Annotated in this window: 15 protein-coding genes; 11 read left to right on the forward strand and 4 right to left on the reverse strand. The window is 54.5% G+C overall.

The window, feature by feature from the left end:
* Positions 1-39: 39 nt before the first annotated feature.
* The 4 genes from ABD971_RS18570 (at position 40) to ABD971_RS18585 (ending at position 5437) form a co-directional block, all read left to right on the forward strand.
* Entirely contained in the window at positions 40-798 is a 759-nt protein-coding gene (locus ABD971_RS18570) for a class II aldolase/adducin family protein (RefSeq protein WP_339940844.1), read from the forward strand.
* A complete protein-coding gene (locus tag ABD971_RS18575; protein ID WP_345324472.1) occupies positions 798-2276 on the forward strand; it encodes a rhamnulokinase in 1479 nt (492 codons plus the stop codon). Before ABD971_RS18570 ends, ABD971_RS18575 begins: the two co-directional genes overlap by 1 nt.
* 102 nt (positions 2277-2378) lie before the next feature.
* Positions 2379-3863 carry an aldehyde dehydrogenase family protein gene (locus ABD971_RS18580; RefSeq protein WP_345324474.1) on the forward strand — a complete coding sequence of 495 codons (1485 nt, stop codon included), beginning with the start codon at positions 2379-2381 and terminating at the stop codon, positions 3861-3863.
* A gap of 281 nt (positions 3864-4144) precedes the next feature.
* Positions 4145-5437, forward strand: a complete 1293-nt coding sequence (locus tag ABD971_RS18585; RefSeq protein WP_345324476.1) for a class II aldolase/adducin family protein — start codon at positions 4145-4147, stop codon at positions 5435-5437.
* Between the two features lie 164 nt (positions 5438-5601).
* Here ABD971_RS18585 and ABD971_RS18590 read toward each other — a convergent pair whose 3' ends face one another.
* Together ABD971_RS18590 and ABD971_RS18595 are read right to left on the reverse strand one after the other, a co-directional pair.
* Positions 5602-6276, reverse strand: coding sequence for a response regulator (locus ABD971_RS18590; RefSeq protein ID WP_339940852.1), 675 nt, complete (start codon positions 6274-6276; stop codon positions 5602-5604).
* An 11-nt stretch (positions 6277-6287) separates the two neighbouring features.
* On the reverse strand, positions 6288-8312 hold the full coding sequence (locus tag ABD971_RS18595; RefSeq protein ID WP_345324478.1) for a sensor histidine kinase: 2025 nt from the start codon (positions 8310-8312) through the stop codon (positions 6288-6290).
* Positions 8313-8671: 359 nt separating this feature from the next.
* On the opposite strand from ABD971_RS18595, the gene ABD971_RS18600 reads away from it, so the two are divergent.
* From ABD971_RS18600 to ABD971_RS18610, 3 genes are all read left to right on the forward strand, one after another.
* Positions 8672-9634 carry an alpha/beta hydrolase gene (locus ABD971_RS18600; protein WP_345324480.1) on the forward strand — a complete coding sequence of 321 codons (963 nt, stop codon included), beginning with the start codon at positions 8672-8674 and terminating at the stop codon, positions 9632-9634.
* 226 nt (positions 9635-9860) lie between these two features.
* Complete coding sequence (locus tag ABD971_RS18605; protein WP_345324482.1) at positions 9861-10592, forward strand: dioxygenase family protein; 732 nt, start codon at positions 9861-9863, stop codon at positions 10590-10592.
* A gap of 172 nt (positions 10593-10764) precedes the next feature.
* Positions 10765-12210, forward strand: coding sequence for a sulfatase family protein (locus tag ABD971_RS18610; protein ID WP_345324484.1), 1446 nt, complete (start codon positions 10765-10767; stop codon positions 12208-12210).
* Positions 12211-12429: 219 nt separating this feature from the next.
* Here the strand turns inward: ABD971_RS18610 and ABD971_RS18615 are convergent, their stop codons facing one another.
* Complete coding sequence (locus ABD971_RS18615) at positions 12430-13734, reverse strand: glycosyl hydrolase family 28-related protein (RefSeq protein ID WP_345324486.1); 1305 nt, start codon at positions 13732-13734, stop codon at positions 12430-12432.
* A gap of 242 nt (positions 13735-13976) precedes the next feature.
* On the opposite strand from ABD971_RS18615, the gene ABD971_RS18620 reads away from it, so the two are divergent.
* Entirely contained in the window at positions 13977-14822 is an 846-nt protein-coding gene (locus ABD971_RS18620; protein ID WP_345324525.1) for an alpha/beta hydrolase, read from the forward strand.
* Positions 14819-16141: a right-handed parallel beta-helix repeat-containing protein gene (locus ABD971_RS18625; RefSeq protein ID WP_345324488.1), complete on the forward strand. Its 1323-nt coding sequence runs from the start codon at positions 14819-14821 to the stop codon at positions 16139-16141. The genes ABD971_RS18620 and ABD971_RS18625 overlap by 4 nt, the downstream gene beginning before the upstream one ends.
* 41 nt (positions 16142-16182) lie before the next feature.
* On the opposite strand, the gene ABD971_RS18630 is transcribed toward ABD971_RS18625, so the two are convergent.
* Positions 16183-17202 (reverse strand): hypothetical protein, encoded by a 1020-nt coding sequence (locus tag ABD971_RS18630; protein ID WP_345324490.1) that lies wholly within the window; start codon positions 17200-17202, stop codon positions 16183-16185.
* A 725-nt stretch (positions 17203-17927) separates the two neighbouring features.
* On the opposite strand from ABD971_RS18630, the gene ABD971_RS18635 reads away from it, so the two are divergent.
* Together ABD971_RS18635 and ABD971_RS18640 are read left to right on the forward strand one after the other, a co-directional pair.
* Positions 17928-18236 carry a hypothetical protein gene (locus ABD971_RS18635; RefSeq protein ID WP_345324492.1) on the forward strand — a complete coding sequence of 103 codons (309 nt, stop codon included), beginning with the start codon at positions 17928-17930 and terminating at the stop codon, positions 18234-18236.
* Between the two features lie 67 nt (positions 18237-18303).
* The gene (locus ABD971_RS18640) at positions 18304-19233 is read left to right on the forward strand and encodes a hypothetical protein (protein ID WP_345324494.1); all 930 of its coding nucleotides are present in this window, start codon (positions 18304-18306) and stop codon (positions 19231-19233) included.
* Positions 19234-19274: the final 41 nt, after the last annotated feature.

Below are 19274 nucleotides of genomic sequence, written 5' to 3' on the forward strand. Positions count from 1 at the left end.
GGGCCGCCCCGAGCAAAGCTTCTTTACAAAGCAAACAAAATGAACTCAAACGCAACCTTACAAGAACTGATTTCGTTGTCGCAGTTCCTCGGCGACGAGCGTCGACAGTTGGCGATCCTTGGCGAAGGCAACACGTCGGCCAAGATTGATGACGAGACTTTTTTCGTCAAAGCCAGCGGCAGTTGCTTGGAAACGCTCAGCGAAGACGACCTGGTTGCTTGTCATTTTGCTCCTCTGCTTGAGATGCTCGGTAACGACGAGTTGAGCGATCAACAGATCGAAGACCAACTGTTTGCTTGCCGTGTCGATCCCAAGTCCAAAAAGCCGTCGGTGGAAACGCTGTTTCATGCCTACCTGCTGTCGTTGCCGGGGATCGAATACGTCGGGCATACTCACAGTGTCACGGTGAACCAGATTTTGTGTTCTCCGTTGGCAGAGCAATTCGCCACGCGAAAGTTGTTCCCCGACGAGATCGTTTGTTGCGGCCCGCAATCGGTGTTGGTGCCTTACACGGATCCTGGACTAAAGCTGTCGCAAGTCATTCGTGAGAAGTGTCAAAAATTCATCGACGAATTCGGAGCCCCACCACGCGTGATCCTGCTGCAGAATCACGGGCTAATCACGCTTGGTAAAACGCCGGGCGCGGTCAAAGCGGCCATGTTGATGGCTCACAAATCGGCCGAAATTTTTGTTGGGGCCGCAGCGCTTGGGGGACCCATTTTCCTGGAATCTGACGACGTGGATCGGATTGCCAACCGGATCGACGAACATTATCGCCAACGTGCGCTGAAACTATAATGGAAAAACATTACATCGCCTGTGACTTGGGCGCCGAGAGTGGACGTGTCATCCTAGGGACGCTCCGCGACGGACGTTTGACACTCGAAGAGATTCATCGTTTCGCCAACGGCGCGACGAAGATCCAAAATTCGCTGCGTTGGAACATCATTCGGATCTTTGACGAACTCAAGCAAGGTCTACGGATGGTGGCCGCTCGAGGCGTAGCGGCATCCGGCATGAGTGTCGATTCATGGGGCGTCGATTATGTGTTGTTCAATGACCGCCAACCGATGTTGGGGCTGTCCTATCAATACCGCGACGCACGGACCGAACGAACCTATGCGGCTGCGTTAGAGAACCCTGGTCGTGATGTGATCTTTGCCGAAACCGGCATCCAGTTTATGGCGATCAACACGCTGTATCACCTGATCGCCGACGTGAACGAAAACTCCGATTTGTTGCAGATCGCGGACCAGTTTCTGAACATCGCCGACTACATGAACTATTTGTTTTGTGGTGTCGGGCGTGCCGAGGTGAGTCTGTCCAGCACCACGCAGCTGTACAATCCCACCACAGGCCAATGGTCCGCCGAACTGATTCAGCGATTTGAATTACCTGAGGAAATTTTTCCTCCAATCGTCGCCTCCGGTACTCGGCTTGGTCCCTTGCTTACCGAGTTATGTGACGAGACCGGGTTGTCGCCTGTCGAAGTGATTGCGACGTGTTCACACGATACTGGGGCTGCGGTCGCGGCGGTGCCGGCGGAGGGTGACGACTGGGCCTATCTGAGTTCGGGGACATGGTCGTTGATCGGTGTCGAGCTGCCGGAGCCTCGGATCAACAATGACGTTCTCGCGGAAAACTTCACCAACGAAGCCGGACTCAATGGAACCACGCGGTTTCTAAAGAATATCGTCGGGCTGTGGTTACTGCAGGAATCACGGCGAAGTTGGTCGCGGCAAGGGCAAACGCTCGACTACACTGAAATCAACCAGCTTGCCGAACAAGCCGAGCCGTTTCGTTCGCTGATCAATCCGGATGACCCACGGTTCATGAGTCCCGCAGACATGCCGACGGCGATCGATTCGTATTGCCAAGAAACCAACCAACCGGTTCCCGAGACTCCCGGACAATACGCTCGCTGTATCCTAGAGAGCTTGGCACTATTGTACGGACGAACACTCGATACCGTGCAGAGACTCACAGGCCGCCAGATTTTGAAACTGCACATTGTCGGCGGGGGGAGCCAAAGCACGCTGCTAAACCAATTGGCGGCCAACGCCACCGGACGTACAGTGTATGCTGGCCCCGTCGAGGCGACGGCGATCGGTAATGTATTAATCCAGGCAATGGCGATGGGCGATTTGGAATCGCTGAGCGAACTTCGCGGCGTGGTCCGCGATTCGTTTTCGATTGCCACCTATGAACCCGAGTCCTCGGAGTTGTGGGAGCAGACACGGCAGCGTTTTGCCGAAATGGTACGCGGTGGAAAATAAAGGTACGATGGTGTGTCGCCACCATTGCGATGGCGAACGCCGCCCCTCGCACAAGTCGCCCCCTGAACGAAACTATTTCTTGCACTCAACCAAAGGTATGTCATGAGCGTTTCAACCACCAATCTGCTTCCCGAAGTCGCTGAGTTTCTCAGCCGCGGAGATCTACCTAGTTTTGTTGGTGGCAAAGATTTCCCCGCCGCATCAGGTAAGGTTGTAGCGACTTTGGACCCCGGTTCCGGCGAACATCTCGCTAACATTCATGATCTGGACGCATCGGAAATTGATCGTGCCGTTGAGATCGCCGGTGAAGCGTTTCCGGCTTGGTCCGCATTGTCGTACGACGACCGTAGCGCGATCCTGTTGCGTTTGGCCGACGCCGTTGAAGAACACAAACCGATCATTGCGCAAATCGAAGCACTCGATGCAGGAAAGATCGAAGCCCAGGCTCAAGGGGACGTACAGAACTTTGTCGACACGTTGCGATACTTTGTCAAACTAGCCGGCCAAGTCGAAACCCGAACAAAATTGGATGTCGAAGGCTACGACGCTTGGACCTACAAACAACCTTGGGGTGCATGTGCGTTCATTTTTCCGTGGAACTTTCCATTCTTGCTGATCGGTTGGGGAATTTCACCAGCACTGGCCGCTGGCAATACCGTCATCATCAAACCGGCCGAAGACACTTCGTTGTCGGCACTATATCTCGCCCAATTGGCCAAGAAAGTTGGCGTGCCTGACGGCGTGATCAATGTCGTCACGGGACGAGGTGCCACCGCCGGTGCTGCGTTAACCGCCAACCCGAACATCAAGCGAATGTCGTTCACAGGGTCCCCCGAAGTCGGCCAATTGGTGGGCGAAACGTGCGGACGCAACTTGGTACCGGTTAAATTGGAACTCGGTGGCAAGGGAGCGGCAGTGGTATTCGAGGACGTCGATGTCGCTGAAACCGCTGAAAAATTGGTTGGCGCGATCACCTTTCACTCAGGACAAGTCTGCTGTGATGCGACTCGTTGGTTGGTCCATCGTGATATCTATGACGAGTTCGCCGAGCGTTGTGTTGAATTGATGAAGAACGTTCGTGTCGGCCATCCGCTGGATCCGTCAAGCGAGATGGGCCCCGTCGTCAATCCAAAGCAGCGTGAACGTGTCCTCGGCTATTTGGAGAAAGGCCAAGCTCAAGGAGCGAAGTGTCTTTGCGGAGGCGGCGAAGCCACCGTCGATGGCAATGACGGCAACTATATCGAGCCCTCCTTGTTGGCCGGTTCGATGGACAACGTCGCCGCTCGCGAAGAAATCTTCGGCCCGGTAGCCTACCTGGGCGTCTTCGAAAGCGAAGAAGAGGCGATCGCATTGGTCAACGACACCCAGTACGGATTGGCCAATAGCGTGTGGACCAAAGACATGGACCGCGCCGCACGCGTCGCCGAATCGATGGTCGCTGGCAACAGTTGGATCAACGCACACAACGTGTTCGCCCAAGGCGTTCCTTATGGTGGGGTAAACAAGAGCGGGCTAGGTGGCGGCGTGCTGTCGGTCGAAACGTTGATGGATTACTATCGCAGCACTTCGGTTGTCCGCCCGCTGTAAGGACCAACGGGGGGAGCGTGAGCCGCGACGCGTAAGCGGCCGGGTCGGATGCACGCCTCAGTGGTTTGCGGCCAATGCCGTCTACTTTGGTAGCGGCGCGGGGCCTCGCCCAGTTGCAGCGAGTGAAACGTTGGAAATTTACCGGGCGGGTCGCGCCGCTCGGCGTTAGGGCAGGCTGGCAGCCTGCACTACTATTTCACATACAGGCTGGCAGCCTGCACTACAACTTTGAAAACAGGCTGGCAGCCTGTACTACATTTCATTCTCAAAAGACAGTTCCTATGACTGCGAAACGCCATTTGATTCACCCTCGCGATGAGATCATGCAAACGATGGATCGCATCTATCGTTATCGCATGACAACCACATCAGGCGGCAATCTTTCGATCCGCGATGAAGCGGGTGACATCTGGATCTCACCCGCTCGCGTCGACAAGGGCAATCTGACTCGAAAAGACATCGTTTGCGTCAAAGCCGACGGGACCGTCGATGGACTGCATCCGCCGTCCTCGGAGTTTCCGTTTCACAAAGCGATTTACGAAGCACGCCCCGACATTCGTGCGATCGTGCACGCGCATCCGGTGGCATTAGTCGCGTTCAGTATTTGTCGTCAAACGCCGAACACGCGATTGTTCCACCAAGCCCATTCGGTTTGTGGGCAACTTGGTTTTGCGCCCTATGCCTGTCCCGGAAGCAAGCAGCTCGGAACGAACATCGCTGCCACGTTCGCCGAAGGATGCGACAGTGTGATCTTGGAAAATCACGGCGTTGTGGTGGGTGGCGAATCGCTGGCCCGCGCGTTCGAGCGATTTGAAGCGTTCGAATTTGCCGGTAAAACGCTGGTCAAAGCTCAACAGCTCGGCAAAGTCCGCTTCCTCGACGACGCCCACCTGCAACAAGCTGCCGAGCGCGGAGTCGATTTCGACTCGTACGATCCCGTCACTGCAACGCCGAATGAACAAGAACTGCGACGCCAGTTGTGTGAATTTGTCCGTCGCGGTTGCCGCCAACGGTTGCTGATTAGCACCGAGGGAAGTTTCTCGGCGCGACTTGATCAAGACTCGTTCTTGATTACTCCGACACAGAAAGACCGAGAACTTCTCGGTGTCGAAGACCTGGTTTTGGTCAGCGGAGATCGACGCGAAGCAGGCAAGCTCGCCAGCCGTGCTGCCCGTGCTCATCAAGCGATTTACGAAATGCATCCAGGCGTCCAGGCGATCGTGTTCGCACACCCCGTCAACGCGACCGCGTTCAGTGTGACCGATTCTCAATTTGATGTGCGGACGATTCCGGAAAGCTACGTGTTTCTTCGCGATGTTCGCCGTGTACCGTACGGCATTCAATATCGCGATGAAAAGCAGCTCGCCGGCTATATCTCGGAATCGATGCCAGCAGCGATCTTGGAAAACGACGGAGTCATTGTCACCGGACGCAGCGTGTTGGATACCTTCGATCGGCTTGAGGTACTCGAATCGACAGCCGAAGCGGTCATCAACGCCAAGGCGATCGGCGAAGTGGCCTCGATGCCCGACAGCGTCATTGATGAACTAAAAGCCGCATTCAATCTGAAATAGTGCTGTCTTAACGCGCCCCCGGTGCCTACAACTTGCCGCATTGGCTCGAGACATCGCAGGCCGTCAGCACGATGAATCAGTGGATTTCATCGCACGACAGATCACACGACAGATCGCGTGATCTGCGAGCGAGAACGTGGGATGTCAAAATCACTTTCGTCCCCTTAGAACTCTAGATCGTGTTGAGGAAAAATCCCCAAGCGATGAGCTCGATTAACGGCCGATGGTGCATTGGTCACTTGCAGTTTCTCGTAGATATGAGCGACGTGGGTATCGACGGTGCTGTAACCAATTTTCAGTCGCGCGGCGATCTCTTTTTTGACCAACCCGTCGGCCATCAGCGTCAGAATCTCGAATTCGCGATCGGTCAACAAATGGTTTGCGTCACTCTTCGGTCGCTTCTGTTGCAACGATTCCAATAGATACATTGCGACCCCTTTATCCAGCGACGCACCGCCGTGGAACACGGTGCGAATCCCCTCAGTAATTTCGCTCAGCCGTGCGGACTTCAACAGATAGCCCGACGCCCCCGATGCGATCGCCCGCAGCACATCTTTCTCTTGATCGGATTGGGTCAAAATGATGACTTTTGACTTCGGTGCCGACTCGCGGAACCGGACAAGCGAGTCGAGACCGTCCATTCCCGGCAGTCGCAAATCAAGCAGAATCAGATCGGGGACATCGGCACTCGCGGCGTCTCGTAGCGTCCGCAGTGCGATCTCGGAGGTACCAAACTGGCTGATCAACTCGATGTCGGATTCCTGTTCCAAAGCCAACCGAATCACCTCGCGGTACTCTACGTTGTCTTCGACCAACATGACACGAATTAGATTTCCCATCGATACTTCCCTCATGCCCCACTCCAAAACTTTCTTGTACGCAATCGTAACGTAATACGCGTTCCATGGTTTTCCAGATCACGGGCATCCACTTGAGCCCCCAGCAACCGTGATCGGCGACTGAGTGAACGAGGCACTCGAGCGCCCGACGAGTTCTCCAAGCCACTTCCGTTGTCAGTAATCGTTAAACACAACTCACGTCGATCCGCCTTCAGATGCGTTGTCACCCGCGTTGCTCCAGAGTGCCGCAGGATGTTAACGAGACACTCTTTGTAGAACAGAAACAGATCAATCCGGGTGGCAGGTTTCAGTTCACGCAATAACGATTCACCTTCAAATGAAATCTGATGTTCCAAATCCGCCATCATTCTTGTCGAAGTTCGCCGCATGTCATCCATCAGATCCCCGAACAAGCCCTTGGCTTCCAACATATTGGAACAGTACCGGGTCGCAGCACCACTGCGTTCGGTCAAATCGCGAATCCGTCGCAACAACGACTTTAGTTTATCAGGTGACTCCGCGCTCGCCTGGGCGAGATCGCCGAGCAGTCCAATCGCATGCAGATTCGCCCCCAATTCGTCGTGCAGGTCCGCTGCAATCCGCTGGCGAGTTTGATACACCGCACGTTGACGAACGATCCGTTCCACCAACACAGTGCAAACGGCGACAAACCCAAGCAGTCCAGCCAACCAAGCCAAACGATTCAAATTGGTCTTTTGAAGTTGATACCGACCATACAATTCCGCTCGCAGCAACGGACGCTCTGACTCCAGATCGTGTCGCTTCGCCAACTCGTCCATCCACCGCCGAATTGGCAAGATTTCGCCAAACAGATTGTTCCCATCGGTCAACGCGGATAGCGATCGCAACGGGCTGTCCGCTTTAAAATTGACGCGGACCGGTTTGCCCACCGAGACGTTTTGTCCATTGGCAAACAGTTCAATCTCTGCGAAACCGATTCGGGATCCTGTTCGGTCACCATTGGAATAGATATACGGCTTGTCCACGACCAACCGAACGTAGCGGCATGGGGTTTCGGGAAATCGCCGCATGATGATCGGCCCAGCTTCATAGATCGATTCCATCTGATATTCGCAGAGCGGAACCGCGTCGGAAAAACCAGGCTCGTTCGCGCCCTGGACCACCATCGATCGCGGTATCCCAAAATCCTCGGGAACCGTCTGGGGCACCGTATCGCTCAAATCGGTTGCATGCAAGTGAATGCGGCTGAGTGGCAAAGTTTGCTCGAGGTCCATCACAATTTCGGGTGAGTCGCCCACTCCAATCTCGCTTACAAAGGCCAAACTTTGGTTCCCTTCGTAAGCGTCCATCAGATACGGAACAAAACCATCCACCAAATGCTGCTTGTGCCGAGCGGAACGCAACTCGAACTGATCTTCCGAGGACACATCGACGGATTGTTTCAGCGCAACATTCTCTTGACCGCTAAAAACCAAAATTTCAGATAGCTGCAGGATGTACATCCCGTCCCAACCGCGCGGTGAAAGCCGAGTCGCCTCAAGTCGCATCCAACTTGCATCGGTCGCCGGGAACGAGATAACCAGCGGAGCCACACGGGGCAAGAGATGATCTGCGGCCGAATAACTCGCAACCACGTCCCCTTCGGTCTGACCTGCGGTGCCCACCAGGATACGAAATTCGATTGGGAATCCATCCGCGCGAAATCCGTTGACGGTGTCTCGCCAAATCGTTGGCACGAGCACGATTTGATCAATGGGGACGTCTTGCTCCCAATCAATCTGAATCCACTCTCCCTCGCTGTGGTCGCTTTTCGCGATTGAACGGTACCCGACCGCTCCCACTCCCGTTCGCATACTCGGCTGGGCGAGCGACAAAAGTTGCTCGTCAATCGTTGCCAAACGGTGTTCCAGTGCCGAAATCGAGAGTCGATTGAGACGCAATTCCTCCGCATCCGCTTCACCACGCGAGTTCCTCGAAGCGAGCCACCACCCCATGATCAACGCAATCACGCCAAACGCAGCGAATGTCAATAAATACCCTCGAGCCAGATACATCAGCACCACGATCCCTAACAAACAAAACGTGTCTCACGTAAACTCAGCATAGTAGGGAGCACCAGCAAGAGCTATCACGGGGTGCGGGGCCCTCAATTGAAAACATATTCCATTTCGCCAAACGGCGGAGGATGGGACCGATCCGGCGGCTATCTGGGCGACGAGTCCAGAACGGGTGACCCAAACCAGGCATGTCGCAATTCATCACCGCGCAGTCGCAATTAGCTAATGACAACGTCCCCATTGCAGCTAGCGTTGAGGATTGACGATCCTTCAATTCTCATGCGAATCAAGACGTTCAAGACATTGAAACCGCGGCTCCGATGCAGTCCATAAACTTCTAATTGAGGCCTCAAAACATGATTTCCCCACTCCGCTCGCTCGCTGCCGTGACAACCTTTCTGCTTGCGTGCAATGCAATGACACAAGCTCAATCAACCACCAATGCGCCGGAGCCTACATTAGCTAACGTGCGTTACGGCGAGCATCCCAAACAAAAACTCTATTTTTGGAAAGCAGAATCGGATTCGCCCACTCCGTTGGTCTTTTATATCCATGGGGGTGGATGGAAAGGAGGTGATCCGCAAGACAAGAATTTGATGAGCATGTTATCGATCTTGCTCGAACACAAAATCTCGGTGGTGTCGATCCAGTATCGCTATATTCAAGACGCTGTGGCGGCAGGCATCGAGCCGCCCGTCAAAGCGCCGCTTGAAGACGCGGCACGCGCGTTGCAATATGTTCGTACTGAAGCAAGCCAATGGAATTTCGATCCGCAGCGGATCGCGGCCAGCGGCGGATCTGCAGGCGGTTGCACCAGTCTGTGGCTTGCCTTTCACGACGACATGGCGGCCCCCAATAGCCAAGATCCGGTGGCCCGACAATCGACACGCTTGTTCTGTACCGCGACGATTCGCCCGCAAACGACATTGGATCCGGTGCAGATGAAACAGTGGACGCCCAATAGTAACTACGGCAGCCACGCCTTTGGAATTTTCAAACCGGGACCAAAGGAGTTCCAATTGGATTTCGATGCATTTCTCGCTCAACGCGATCGAATTGCGGATTGGATCGCCGAGTATTCGCCCTACGCATTGGTGTCCAGCGACGATCCACCGGCTTACTTGTTTTACAGCAACACGCCGGCGATCGGGAAGAAACAAGGAGACCCAACGCACACATCCAACTTTGGATTAAAATTGCATGAACATCTGCAATCCCAAAACGTCGAAAGCGAGTTGTATTACCCTGGGGTCCCCGATGCCAAACACCGGACGGTCCAAGACTATTTGATCGATCGTCTGACGCGAAGTAAGAACTAGGAACGACTGCGAAAAGCATCTCGCACTCAAGCCGGAACGGGCCGCAGCCGGAACACGGTGGCGACGCGAAAAAGCGGCGAAACGCGTCTTCCGCAGATTTCCAATCGACCTAGTCGTCGAATTTACTAGGAATCAGTGCGGAACCGCCTGTCCCGCCACGGGTTTGATCGGTGTAGGATACAAAGTCTCACGCCCCCCGCACTTGAACGCAGGTCGAGAAAATACCATGAGCCAACAAAACCCTTTCATCGGTCGACGAACGCTTCTTCGAGGCGGAATCGCACTGGGAGCGACCGCTTTCTCAGCTCCAGGCGTTTTCGCCGAATTGATCGAGACTCCGCGACAGACCGAGGGGCCGTTCTATCCTAACCAGATGCCGCTCGATACCGACAACGACCTGCTGGTGATCAATGATTCGATCACTCCGGCGGTAGGTGAGATCACGCATCTGACCGGGCGTGTTCTGGACGCCATGGGCAACCCGGTACGCAACGCCTTTGTCGAAATTTGGCAAGTCGATAACAACGCGGTTTACATCAACACAAACGACACAACAAACCGTGTGAATCAAGATAAGAACTTTCAAGGCTATGGTCGCTTCTTGACCGATTCCAAAGGCCAGTACTACTTCCGCACGATTAAACCGGTTCCGTATCCAGGGCGAACGCCCCACATTCACTTTGGAATCAGCAAGAGCGGCCAACGAATCTTGACGACGCAGCTATACGTCCAGGGACACCCCGGGAACGAACGCGACGGCATCCTTCGCCGCATCGATCCGAAATCTCGTGAAACGGTTTTAGGCGACTTCAAGCCGCTTGCGGATTCTACGATCGGTGAATTGGCCGTGAATTTTGATATCGTCCTCGGCGTCACCGCCCAAGAAGACGAGCAAGGTCGGATGCACGGCCTTGGCAAACCCGAGTGGCAGAGTCGTGATCGCCGAAATCGAAGCTGATCCTTTCGGTACGTATTACCTTACATCCCGAGGGTGGTGACATAGTGGTCCGATCGACTCGTTAAGTTTTCGTAGGCCAATAGGATAACAAGTTCCTCACTCGTTCTTCGTTTCCACTGTAACCACCCCGCCCAAACGAATTAATAATCATCTTAAAAACGTAGCAGTAATCATGATAAAATCGCCCACACCGAGATGGTCCACGACAACGATTGTTGGCATCGCCCTGTTCTCCGTCTGTCTGGGTATTCCAGAGCTTCGGGCATCGGATAAGCCAAATATCGTCGTGGTCTTATGCGACGATCTCGGCTACGGCGATCTCGAGTGCTACGGTCATCCTCATATCAAGACGCCTCACTTGAACCGCATGGCAGAAGAAGGCGTCCGGTTCACCAACTTCTATTCCGCGGCACCGGTCTGTTCGCCCTCGCGAGTCGGATTGTTGACCGGTCGCAGTCCCAATCGTGCCGGCGTCTACGACTTCATCCCGGGGGGGCGTGATGTTTACATGCGGTCCAGTGAAGTCACGATCCCGCAACTACTGAAACAGGTTGGATATGCAACTTGCATGTCCGGTAAATGGCACTGCAACGGAAAGTTCAACTCGCCACAGCAACCTCAACCCGACAGTGCTGGTTTTGATCATTGGTTTGGCACGCAGAACAATGCCAGCCCGTCGCATGAGAATCCACAAAACTTTGTTCGCAACGGCGAGCCGGTCGGTCCGCTGGAGGGATACAGCTGCCAAATCGTGGTCGACGAAGCCGTCAATTGGCTGAAGGACCAGCAGGCCGAGGCACCCGAGCAACCTTTCTTTATGTATGTCGCCTTTCACGAGCCTCACGAACCAGTTGCTTCGCCCAAAAAACTCGTCGAGCAATATAGCGAAGCAGCTCAAAATGAAGACGAGGCCCAATACTTTGCCAACGTGGCCAATGTGGATGTGGCGGTCGGCCGCTTGATGACCGCGCTAAAGGACTTGGACGTCGACTCGAACACCCTGGTCGTCTTCACAGCCGACAATGGTCCCGAAACACTCAATCGCTATCGCCGCGCGAGTCGCTCCTATGGCCGAGCGACGCCACTTCGCGGCATGAAGCTGTGGACCACCGATGCAGGCTTTCGAGTCGCGGGAATCATGCGCTGGCCGGATCGGATCAAGGAAGACCAAATCGTCCATCATCCGGTTTCTTCGCTGGACTTTTTTCCGACGTTTTGCCAGCTCGCCGGAACAACGCCTCCGGCGAACCTGATGCTAGATGGGACCAATTTCCTGCCCGCACTGAAAAACGAAGCTCCTGACCGCCCGAAACCACTGCTGTGGATTTATTACAACGCGCTAAATGAACGGCGAGTCGCGATGCGCGATGGCGAATGGAAAGTTTTGGCCAAGCTGAATATCAGCAAGTACACCAATGTGACCACCGAGAATGAGGCGGAAGTCAAAGCGGCAGAGTTATCCGATTTCCAGATTTTCCGGATCACCAACGATGTCGACGAGAGCAACGATCTGTCCGCATCGATGCCCGAAAAACTTGACGAGCTAAGCAAACGGCTCAAAGCAAACTACCACGATTTGCTGAACGACTCGCACATCTGGGATGCGAAAAAACCCTAGCAACGCGGGCTGGAAAGCGGCTGCCCCCGCGGCACAAGAAGCAATGTGACATCGACGGTGGAGAGGTAACTGCAGTATCGACCGGAAGAAAAACTCCCGCCTAATATCCGACGTCAATACTAAAGTTTTAGCGGCCCCGGCTTACGCCGCACCGCTAGAATAATCAATTGCCACTGGTCACAGACCGCAAGCCACCGTGCAATAAAAAAGCCAGTGCTGCTACGGTTCTCCTCCTGTTTCACTCAAGATGCGGCCACTGTTGGTCGTGTCTCCTTCGTCGGTCAACTGAATCACGGCTCCCTTTTTCGGCGTGGTAAACAATCGCACGGTGTGACCGGATCGATTTAGCGAGGCGGCACCAAACCGATCCGGTATCGCAATCACGGCGCCATCAAGCATCCCCCCGGCAAGCGAGTCCAGACCGATGTCGTGCATCCGGCAACCAAACAAGTAGACATCGCGTGTGTTCGCGGTCCCCACGATTCGGCCCGTTTGGTGCCTTGGTGAATCACCACGTCCCTTCCACGTCGGCAATTCGAATACGACGCCGTGAAACGACAGATTCGAAGCGTGGTCCAGAACCACGGCATCGTCGTTGTAGGTGCGAATGCAGCCGCCAAAGAACGAATGTCCGTTCAAATCCGCTCGCTTCCCGGCGGTTCGGCCATCGATATAGAGCGCCGCGGTACCAAAGTGCTGCGAGCCCCGATCGTGATGATCGCTTGCGAATAGCCGGCACCCATGGAACTGGGTTCCCGATAAACCCGGCCCATCTTCGTGGTCCGAACCGAGCAATGCCACGCCGATATCGCCCATAAACGACGAATTCCAAAACGCGTTGTAGTCCGGATTATCGCCCAGCCCGCGTGAAAGGATGCTCATCCCTGCTTTGGCCCAGTGTCCAAAGACTTGGACATCACGAACCGTGCCCGCGTAGGAATCGTCGATCAGCAGCCCTACGTCACAATCCGAACGTTGATCGGTGGCGGGCGTCGTTCGTCGGCCCATCGCATCGATCACGGTCATATCCAGTGCAATCGCCAACTGCTGGATTGAAAAGCTCGACTGCGGCTGCGTTTTCAGTGCATAACGCAGCATTCTGAAGCGATCGCGTCGGAGGGTTTGGATCGATCGGTTGGCGGTACCGCGAAACAACAGCGTCGTGCCCGGCAGCAGGTGTCGTTTTCCGTCGACAAAATACTCTTTGTCATCACGCAGCGGAAACGTGCCGAGTGCCGGCGAACCATCGCCGGTCAATCGAGCGCTGCGAGGCAGATCGATTCCGTCACTGATCACATAAACGCCCGCGGGAAAATGGACATGCGGCGAAGCAGCCAAGGCGGCCCGAATCGCTTCGGTGTCGTCCGCCACCGCATCCCCTTTAGCGCCAAAGTCACGCACGTTCACAGCAGCATTCGCCGAGCTGGGACATAGCAAACACAGCACCGAAAAAGCAACGACCTTCAGCGGCCAGCTAAGACAGGAAATCAAATTGGACGTCATCAAAACAGAGCTCAGCAACATAAAGGAATTTTGAAACGCCAAGTATAGTCCAATGGATTCGCCGCTTTGGTAGGCCGGATCAAGTCGCCCTAAGCGACGCAGATCCGGCTGAAGCGAATATGATGGTGAATTCGTTGCTGCCGCGATCCCCGGATCTCCGCTCCGCTGCGATCCGGGCTACGATCTGGCCTACGGGAAACGGTTACAATGGCGAGGAAATTCAAACCTTCTGGAGATTACTGCGAGATATGACACGTTATCGAATGATTTGCTTGGTCCTGTGCCTTTCGGTTCTCTATACAGTTCCTTGCTTTGCGACCGATTCGCCCGCCAAAATTCCGCTTTGGGCCGACGGAGCTCCTGGATCGGTCGAGCGGATGCATGAACCCGAAATGCTGGAGGGAAGTAACGTCAGCAACGTGCATCACCCTTCGATCACGCCCTACTTGCCCGCCGCGGGGCAGGCAACCGGCACGGCGATTTTGATTGCCCCCGGCGGTGGCCACCAAAAGCTTTGTTTGGGGCACGAGGGCGATGCACTGGCGGAATGGTTTGCGAAGCATGGCATTGCGGCGTTTGTGCTGCGATACCGACTCTGCCGCGAACCCGATTCGCATTACACCTTAGAAGGGCATGCGATGGATGACACACGCCGGGCCATTCGCACAGTGCGGGCCAACGCGGAAGCGTGGAAGATCAATCCGGATCGCATTGGCATCGTCGGCTTTTCGGCCGGAGGTGAATTGGCGGCGTATTCGGCGATGAACCCCGAAGACGGCAATCCAAAAAGCGACGACCCGGTCGAACGAGTCAGCAGTCGCCCCGATTTCCAGGGGCTGATCTACCCCGGCAAATCAAGCACGTTCACGGTCAAGCCCGGTATGCCGCCCGCTTTCATCGCGTTTGGCTTTCATGATCGCGATGACATCTCGATCGGGATGGCCAAGGTGTACTTGCAATACAAGGCAGCCGATGTGCCTTGTGAAATGCACGTCTACAGTAGCGCCGGTCACGGCTTCGGATTCCGTCCCGGATCCACCACCGCCGCCGGCGATTGGCCAGAGCGGATGTGTGAGTGGTTGGTTGATACCAAGTTATTGAACCCATGAATTTCTCAAGAATGAATGACGCTATCCTACGGGCAACATCCTGCGGATCCGCTACTCTCGCACTGTTAATGTGTCTGTCCAGCAGCGTGGCTACTGCGGACAATCGATTTTCAGTCGCGGACTATGAAACGATTCAGGCAGCCCTGGACGCCAATCGGGGCCGGTTAGTTTTCGTGCCACCAGGCGATTATCACATTTCAGAAAAACTGCGTGTTCGTGGTGCTGGCTCCGGCTTGTTTGGCCCGGGACGAATTATTCAGACGCAAGCGAATCAACCGGTGATTGAAATCGAAAACGCCGAGGGGGCGGCAATTCGCGACCTGACTGTGACGCGAAGCGAAGGAAACCGGGAGACCAACAACGAGGGGATTCTAGCGATTGATTGTCGTGACCTCGTCATCGAGAACGTAAGCGTGATCGACAATCGCACACGTTCCGCAGCGATCACGCTTCGGGATTGCATCGACAGCCGCATCACTCATTGTCTGATCAAGAATTACATGCGTATCACGGTCGATGACCGTACTGCGTCAGCCGACTGGGGTTACGCCTTCAACTGCACCGATGGCACAGGCATCAGCGTTTCACAGAGTGTTGGCACCCTGATCGAATCCAACCGGGTCATCGAAGAAAACCTCGTGCCGACTCGAGAGATCCAAGCGAAACATCACCTAGGCGACTTCGTTCGCAAGAACAAACAGAAAGGAATAATCGTCAACCAGACAATGTGGGATGCTGGTTACACCGACAACTGGCAACAAGGATCGGGAATCATTGTGACCTCGCCCGAAACGAGCGATCTAACTCGCATCATTAACAACCATATTGAAAACGCAGCTCAGGGAATCGACTTACACTGTGACCATGTGACGGTGGCCAATAATGTCATCGTCAACTCGTTCGTAGGTATGAAGGCGATGCATGGGTCGCGTAACGTGATCATCATCGGAAATCAATTCACACGAAACAGTTTGTGGGCTATTGGCTTGATGCCAGGTGCGGCAGCTAACGCGTCAAACACGGACGGCGGATCGATCATCGCCAACAACATCATCTCCGACTTTGGTCACGGCGACGCCCATTGGATCTGGGGCAACGAACGATCTCCGTTGAAGTTTGACAGCGGCCAACAAGCCGACGATCCGCCACTCACGAATGTGATTATTCAGGGCAACATAGTCGACTGCATCGGGCCTGCTCGCTTTGAGTACGCAGTCATCATTGCGCAAGGAGAAAACATGCCCAAAGGGCTCCGCTTCTCTAACAACCTGTTCCATCCGGGCACGGCTGGAGTTGCCAACACAGAGCTTGCACCATGATTTTCGGTTCAGCGACAGGCGATGAAGGATTGGCGTCGCGGTTAGCGGAAGATCGTCAGCCGCAATCCAAGCGTGGTACTGAGCAATTCATCGCTGTCGATGGACAGCGTTGATCCGTCGGGGACTGTATCAACGCGAGTTCCGTAATCCATCTGCCCGGCGTAATCCAGGTGCTGGACGTTGGACGTCAAACTGACGAAGACGGAATCGTTCATTTGACGCGTCAGTTCAAGCCTTGCTTGCGTCGAAACAGCGTTATCGTGCCGCGTCAGCCCAATGCGATCGTCGTGAGGGGGAGTTGACCTGGCATGAACAAATCGACCGTCATAGCGAGTTCGGGCATGATAGATTCCCGTGTTGCCATCCAGGAACAGACTCCACCGCGAATTGAGTTTCCGTCGTCCGCTAATGCCTACCTTTCCACCGACATAGTCCGTGTCCAACGATTCATTGAGCGTCGCCCCCGAGTGGCTGGCGTCCATTGGGTAGGAGATCGTGGTCATAAAACCTTGATACAGATGTTGCAGCGAAGGTCCTCCGTACAGAGTCCACATATGGTTTTCATCCAAACGAAAATCTTGATGCAACAACAGATCGTAGCCACCGAAGTCGATTTCGCGCGACGTGGTGGTGTGCATGACACTGTAGTCTGATGCAGGATCAACCGTTCCAAACCCCGACGTGTTATCGAGTGCGACGAACCCATAACGTACACCGGGGCCGGGGTCGGAAAAGGTGACAGCGGTGTCATCATCGAACCCAGCATAAAAGCCCGAGAATTCGAGCCGCATATTCCCGGTGCCTAGCAGCGATCCATCAAAGATCCAGCCCGCCTTGCCCCCCACAAATGCAGCGAAGTCTTCACCATCGTCGGTGGTGATACTTTCAATTCGCTCATAGGGAGATGTTTCACCTCGTCTGGCAAAGAACCGGAAGTCAGGTGCATTAATAAACATCGCTCCGCTATCGACATCCGCATACCACTGAGCATGGGCACGATGACTCAATGTTGTAGCAACCAGGCAAACGAAGGCGAACACAAACGATGGGGTTCTAGACATTTCAATCCGTGAAATATTGCAAGTAGGCTTTCCCTGCCTTACATTTTCGGCGGTTGCGATTTCACCAGTGACATAAATGACGACAGACCACGTCACTTCGCTGTCCATATCTGCTGACGCGAACTACGCAAAAAGAACCCCCTAAAGTGACTGACGCGGCGGAATTGGGGGAGGATCAACCCTGGTAGCCATCCACTCTGACGCATCCGTCGATGCCGCATCCGTCGTTCAGTTCGCTTCATTCCCATCGACCGGGTTCCTCGATCGACCGCTCGCCTATCGGGACTGCTGTTTGGATTCCCCCGCCTTTCAGTGCCGATGCAACGCCACCGAATCGGATACAATCCGTTGCAGAATCTTCAAAAACATCCGACAAGAATTGCCATACCATGATCCCTTCTAAACGCATTGATCGACTTGGTTACTCAAATCCTTTAGGCAGTCGTGCCGCGAATGGAATGTGGCTAATCCTGGCAGCGGTTTTGACGATGGGCCTTAGAACAGGTTCTGCTGAGCAGCCACAGGTCACGTCGGAGTTTGAACCGACAGTGACAATTTCGGATAATGGGAGCGTTCGAAAAGATCGTAAAGCTCGCCGGATTGCCCACAGTGCTTCCGAACATGGGGTGTCAACTGAACGGCGACGCAAACGGTCGTCACGAAACGGACCAGACCGACTCGCCAGGCAAGTCAAAAAAGGGAATGACGAGCCTATCCAACTGCACTTGAGTGGCTCTTATGAGTTGCATCTCGGTAACGACCGCTTCGTGCGTGGCGAAGGAAGCACCACCATCAAAATTGACCGAGCCACCGCAGAAAAACTGCGAATCGGCATTGTCCAAAGTCTCCATGAGGCGACGCCAGCCAGTAACGATTTGCTCAAGGCGGTCGCATCGCTGCCGGCATCACTTAATTCGACGAGCGAGATCTTGAAGAGCCTCTCCGACCCCGAAACGCAAAAAACCTTGCGTCAAGTCGAGCAATTGCTGCGGATGATACCGCAATCGTCTCCCCAATCTAACTCTCAGAAGTAGCTGACGCGGCGATCGGGGCTCTTTGTCTTGTACCGTAATCCCACCCTTTTTGCGGAGCAGAGTAAGGATGAAGTCTATATTTAATGATCCGCGATGGAAAAAGCCAACGATCGTTGGCATCGGACTATGGCTTGCGATGGCATCTGATTGCTTCGCTCAACAGTCGACGCCGTCATCGTCAACCATAAACGTGGTTACGAATGAACGTGATGGCGCGGTCTTAACACGGTTGCAAACCGCTTATCGGAAACAGTCGCGTGAATTGCGATTCGTACTCGCAGAAGACAATTCCACTGTGCTAAAGGTCGAGCCGAAGCCGGTTTTCACCTGGACCAGTCTTGGCGGTTGGTCGGGCGATGTATTTGTGTGGACCGGGAAAGGTCGAATTCAGATGGTCGGCTGTATTGGCTCTCACCACGTCAATGAATCAACTTTCGAGTTTTTCCAAGAATTCCATTCCCTTGCCGACGCATCGCTCAATGAGGTTCAACTCAACGACGCAGTCACTTGGAAGATCTCTGACGACACAGGGGTTGCCCATTTGATTCCTGGTGCCCCGCAGCCCGCTGCCAACGCGACGCTAAGAATGGTTCAAATGCGAAGTCTGGCGCGTTCGTTCAAACTGGGAATGCAGGTTACGACCGAAGCGGTGGAACAGGAATTGAGGATGCTGTCCCAACCGCTCGCACGTGTTAGCGACGCTGCGGAGTCGGGTGACGTCATCGACGGCACGCTATTCACATTCGTCTCCTCCGCCGGAACGGATCCTGAGGCGTTTCTATTGATCGAAGCTCGTAAATCGGCTGGCCGTCTGGCTTGGACCTACATGGTCGCGAGATTCACGACGCGAGAAATATGGATGTCCCGTGGCGGACATGAAGTCTGGCGAGCCCCCGCGATTGAATTCACCAACCCAGGATCGCAAATCAAAGACGCCTATTTTTATCGTCCCACTTTCACCGCCACGCTCGACGAGATCGGTGCACCCGTCAAATAGTGTGATGGTTGGCTCGGCATCAATCGCGGCTCGCGACTTTT

This window comes from Novipirellula rosea (assembly GCF_039541335.1).
In the GTDB taxonomy this organism is placed as follows: domain Bacteria; phylum Planctomycetota; class Planctomycetia; order Pirellulales; family Pirellulaceae; genus Novipirellula; species Novipirellula rosea.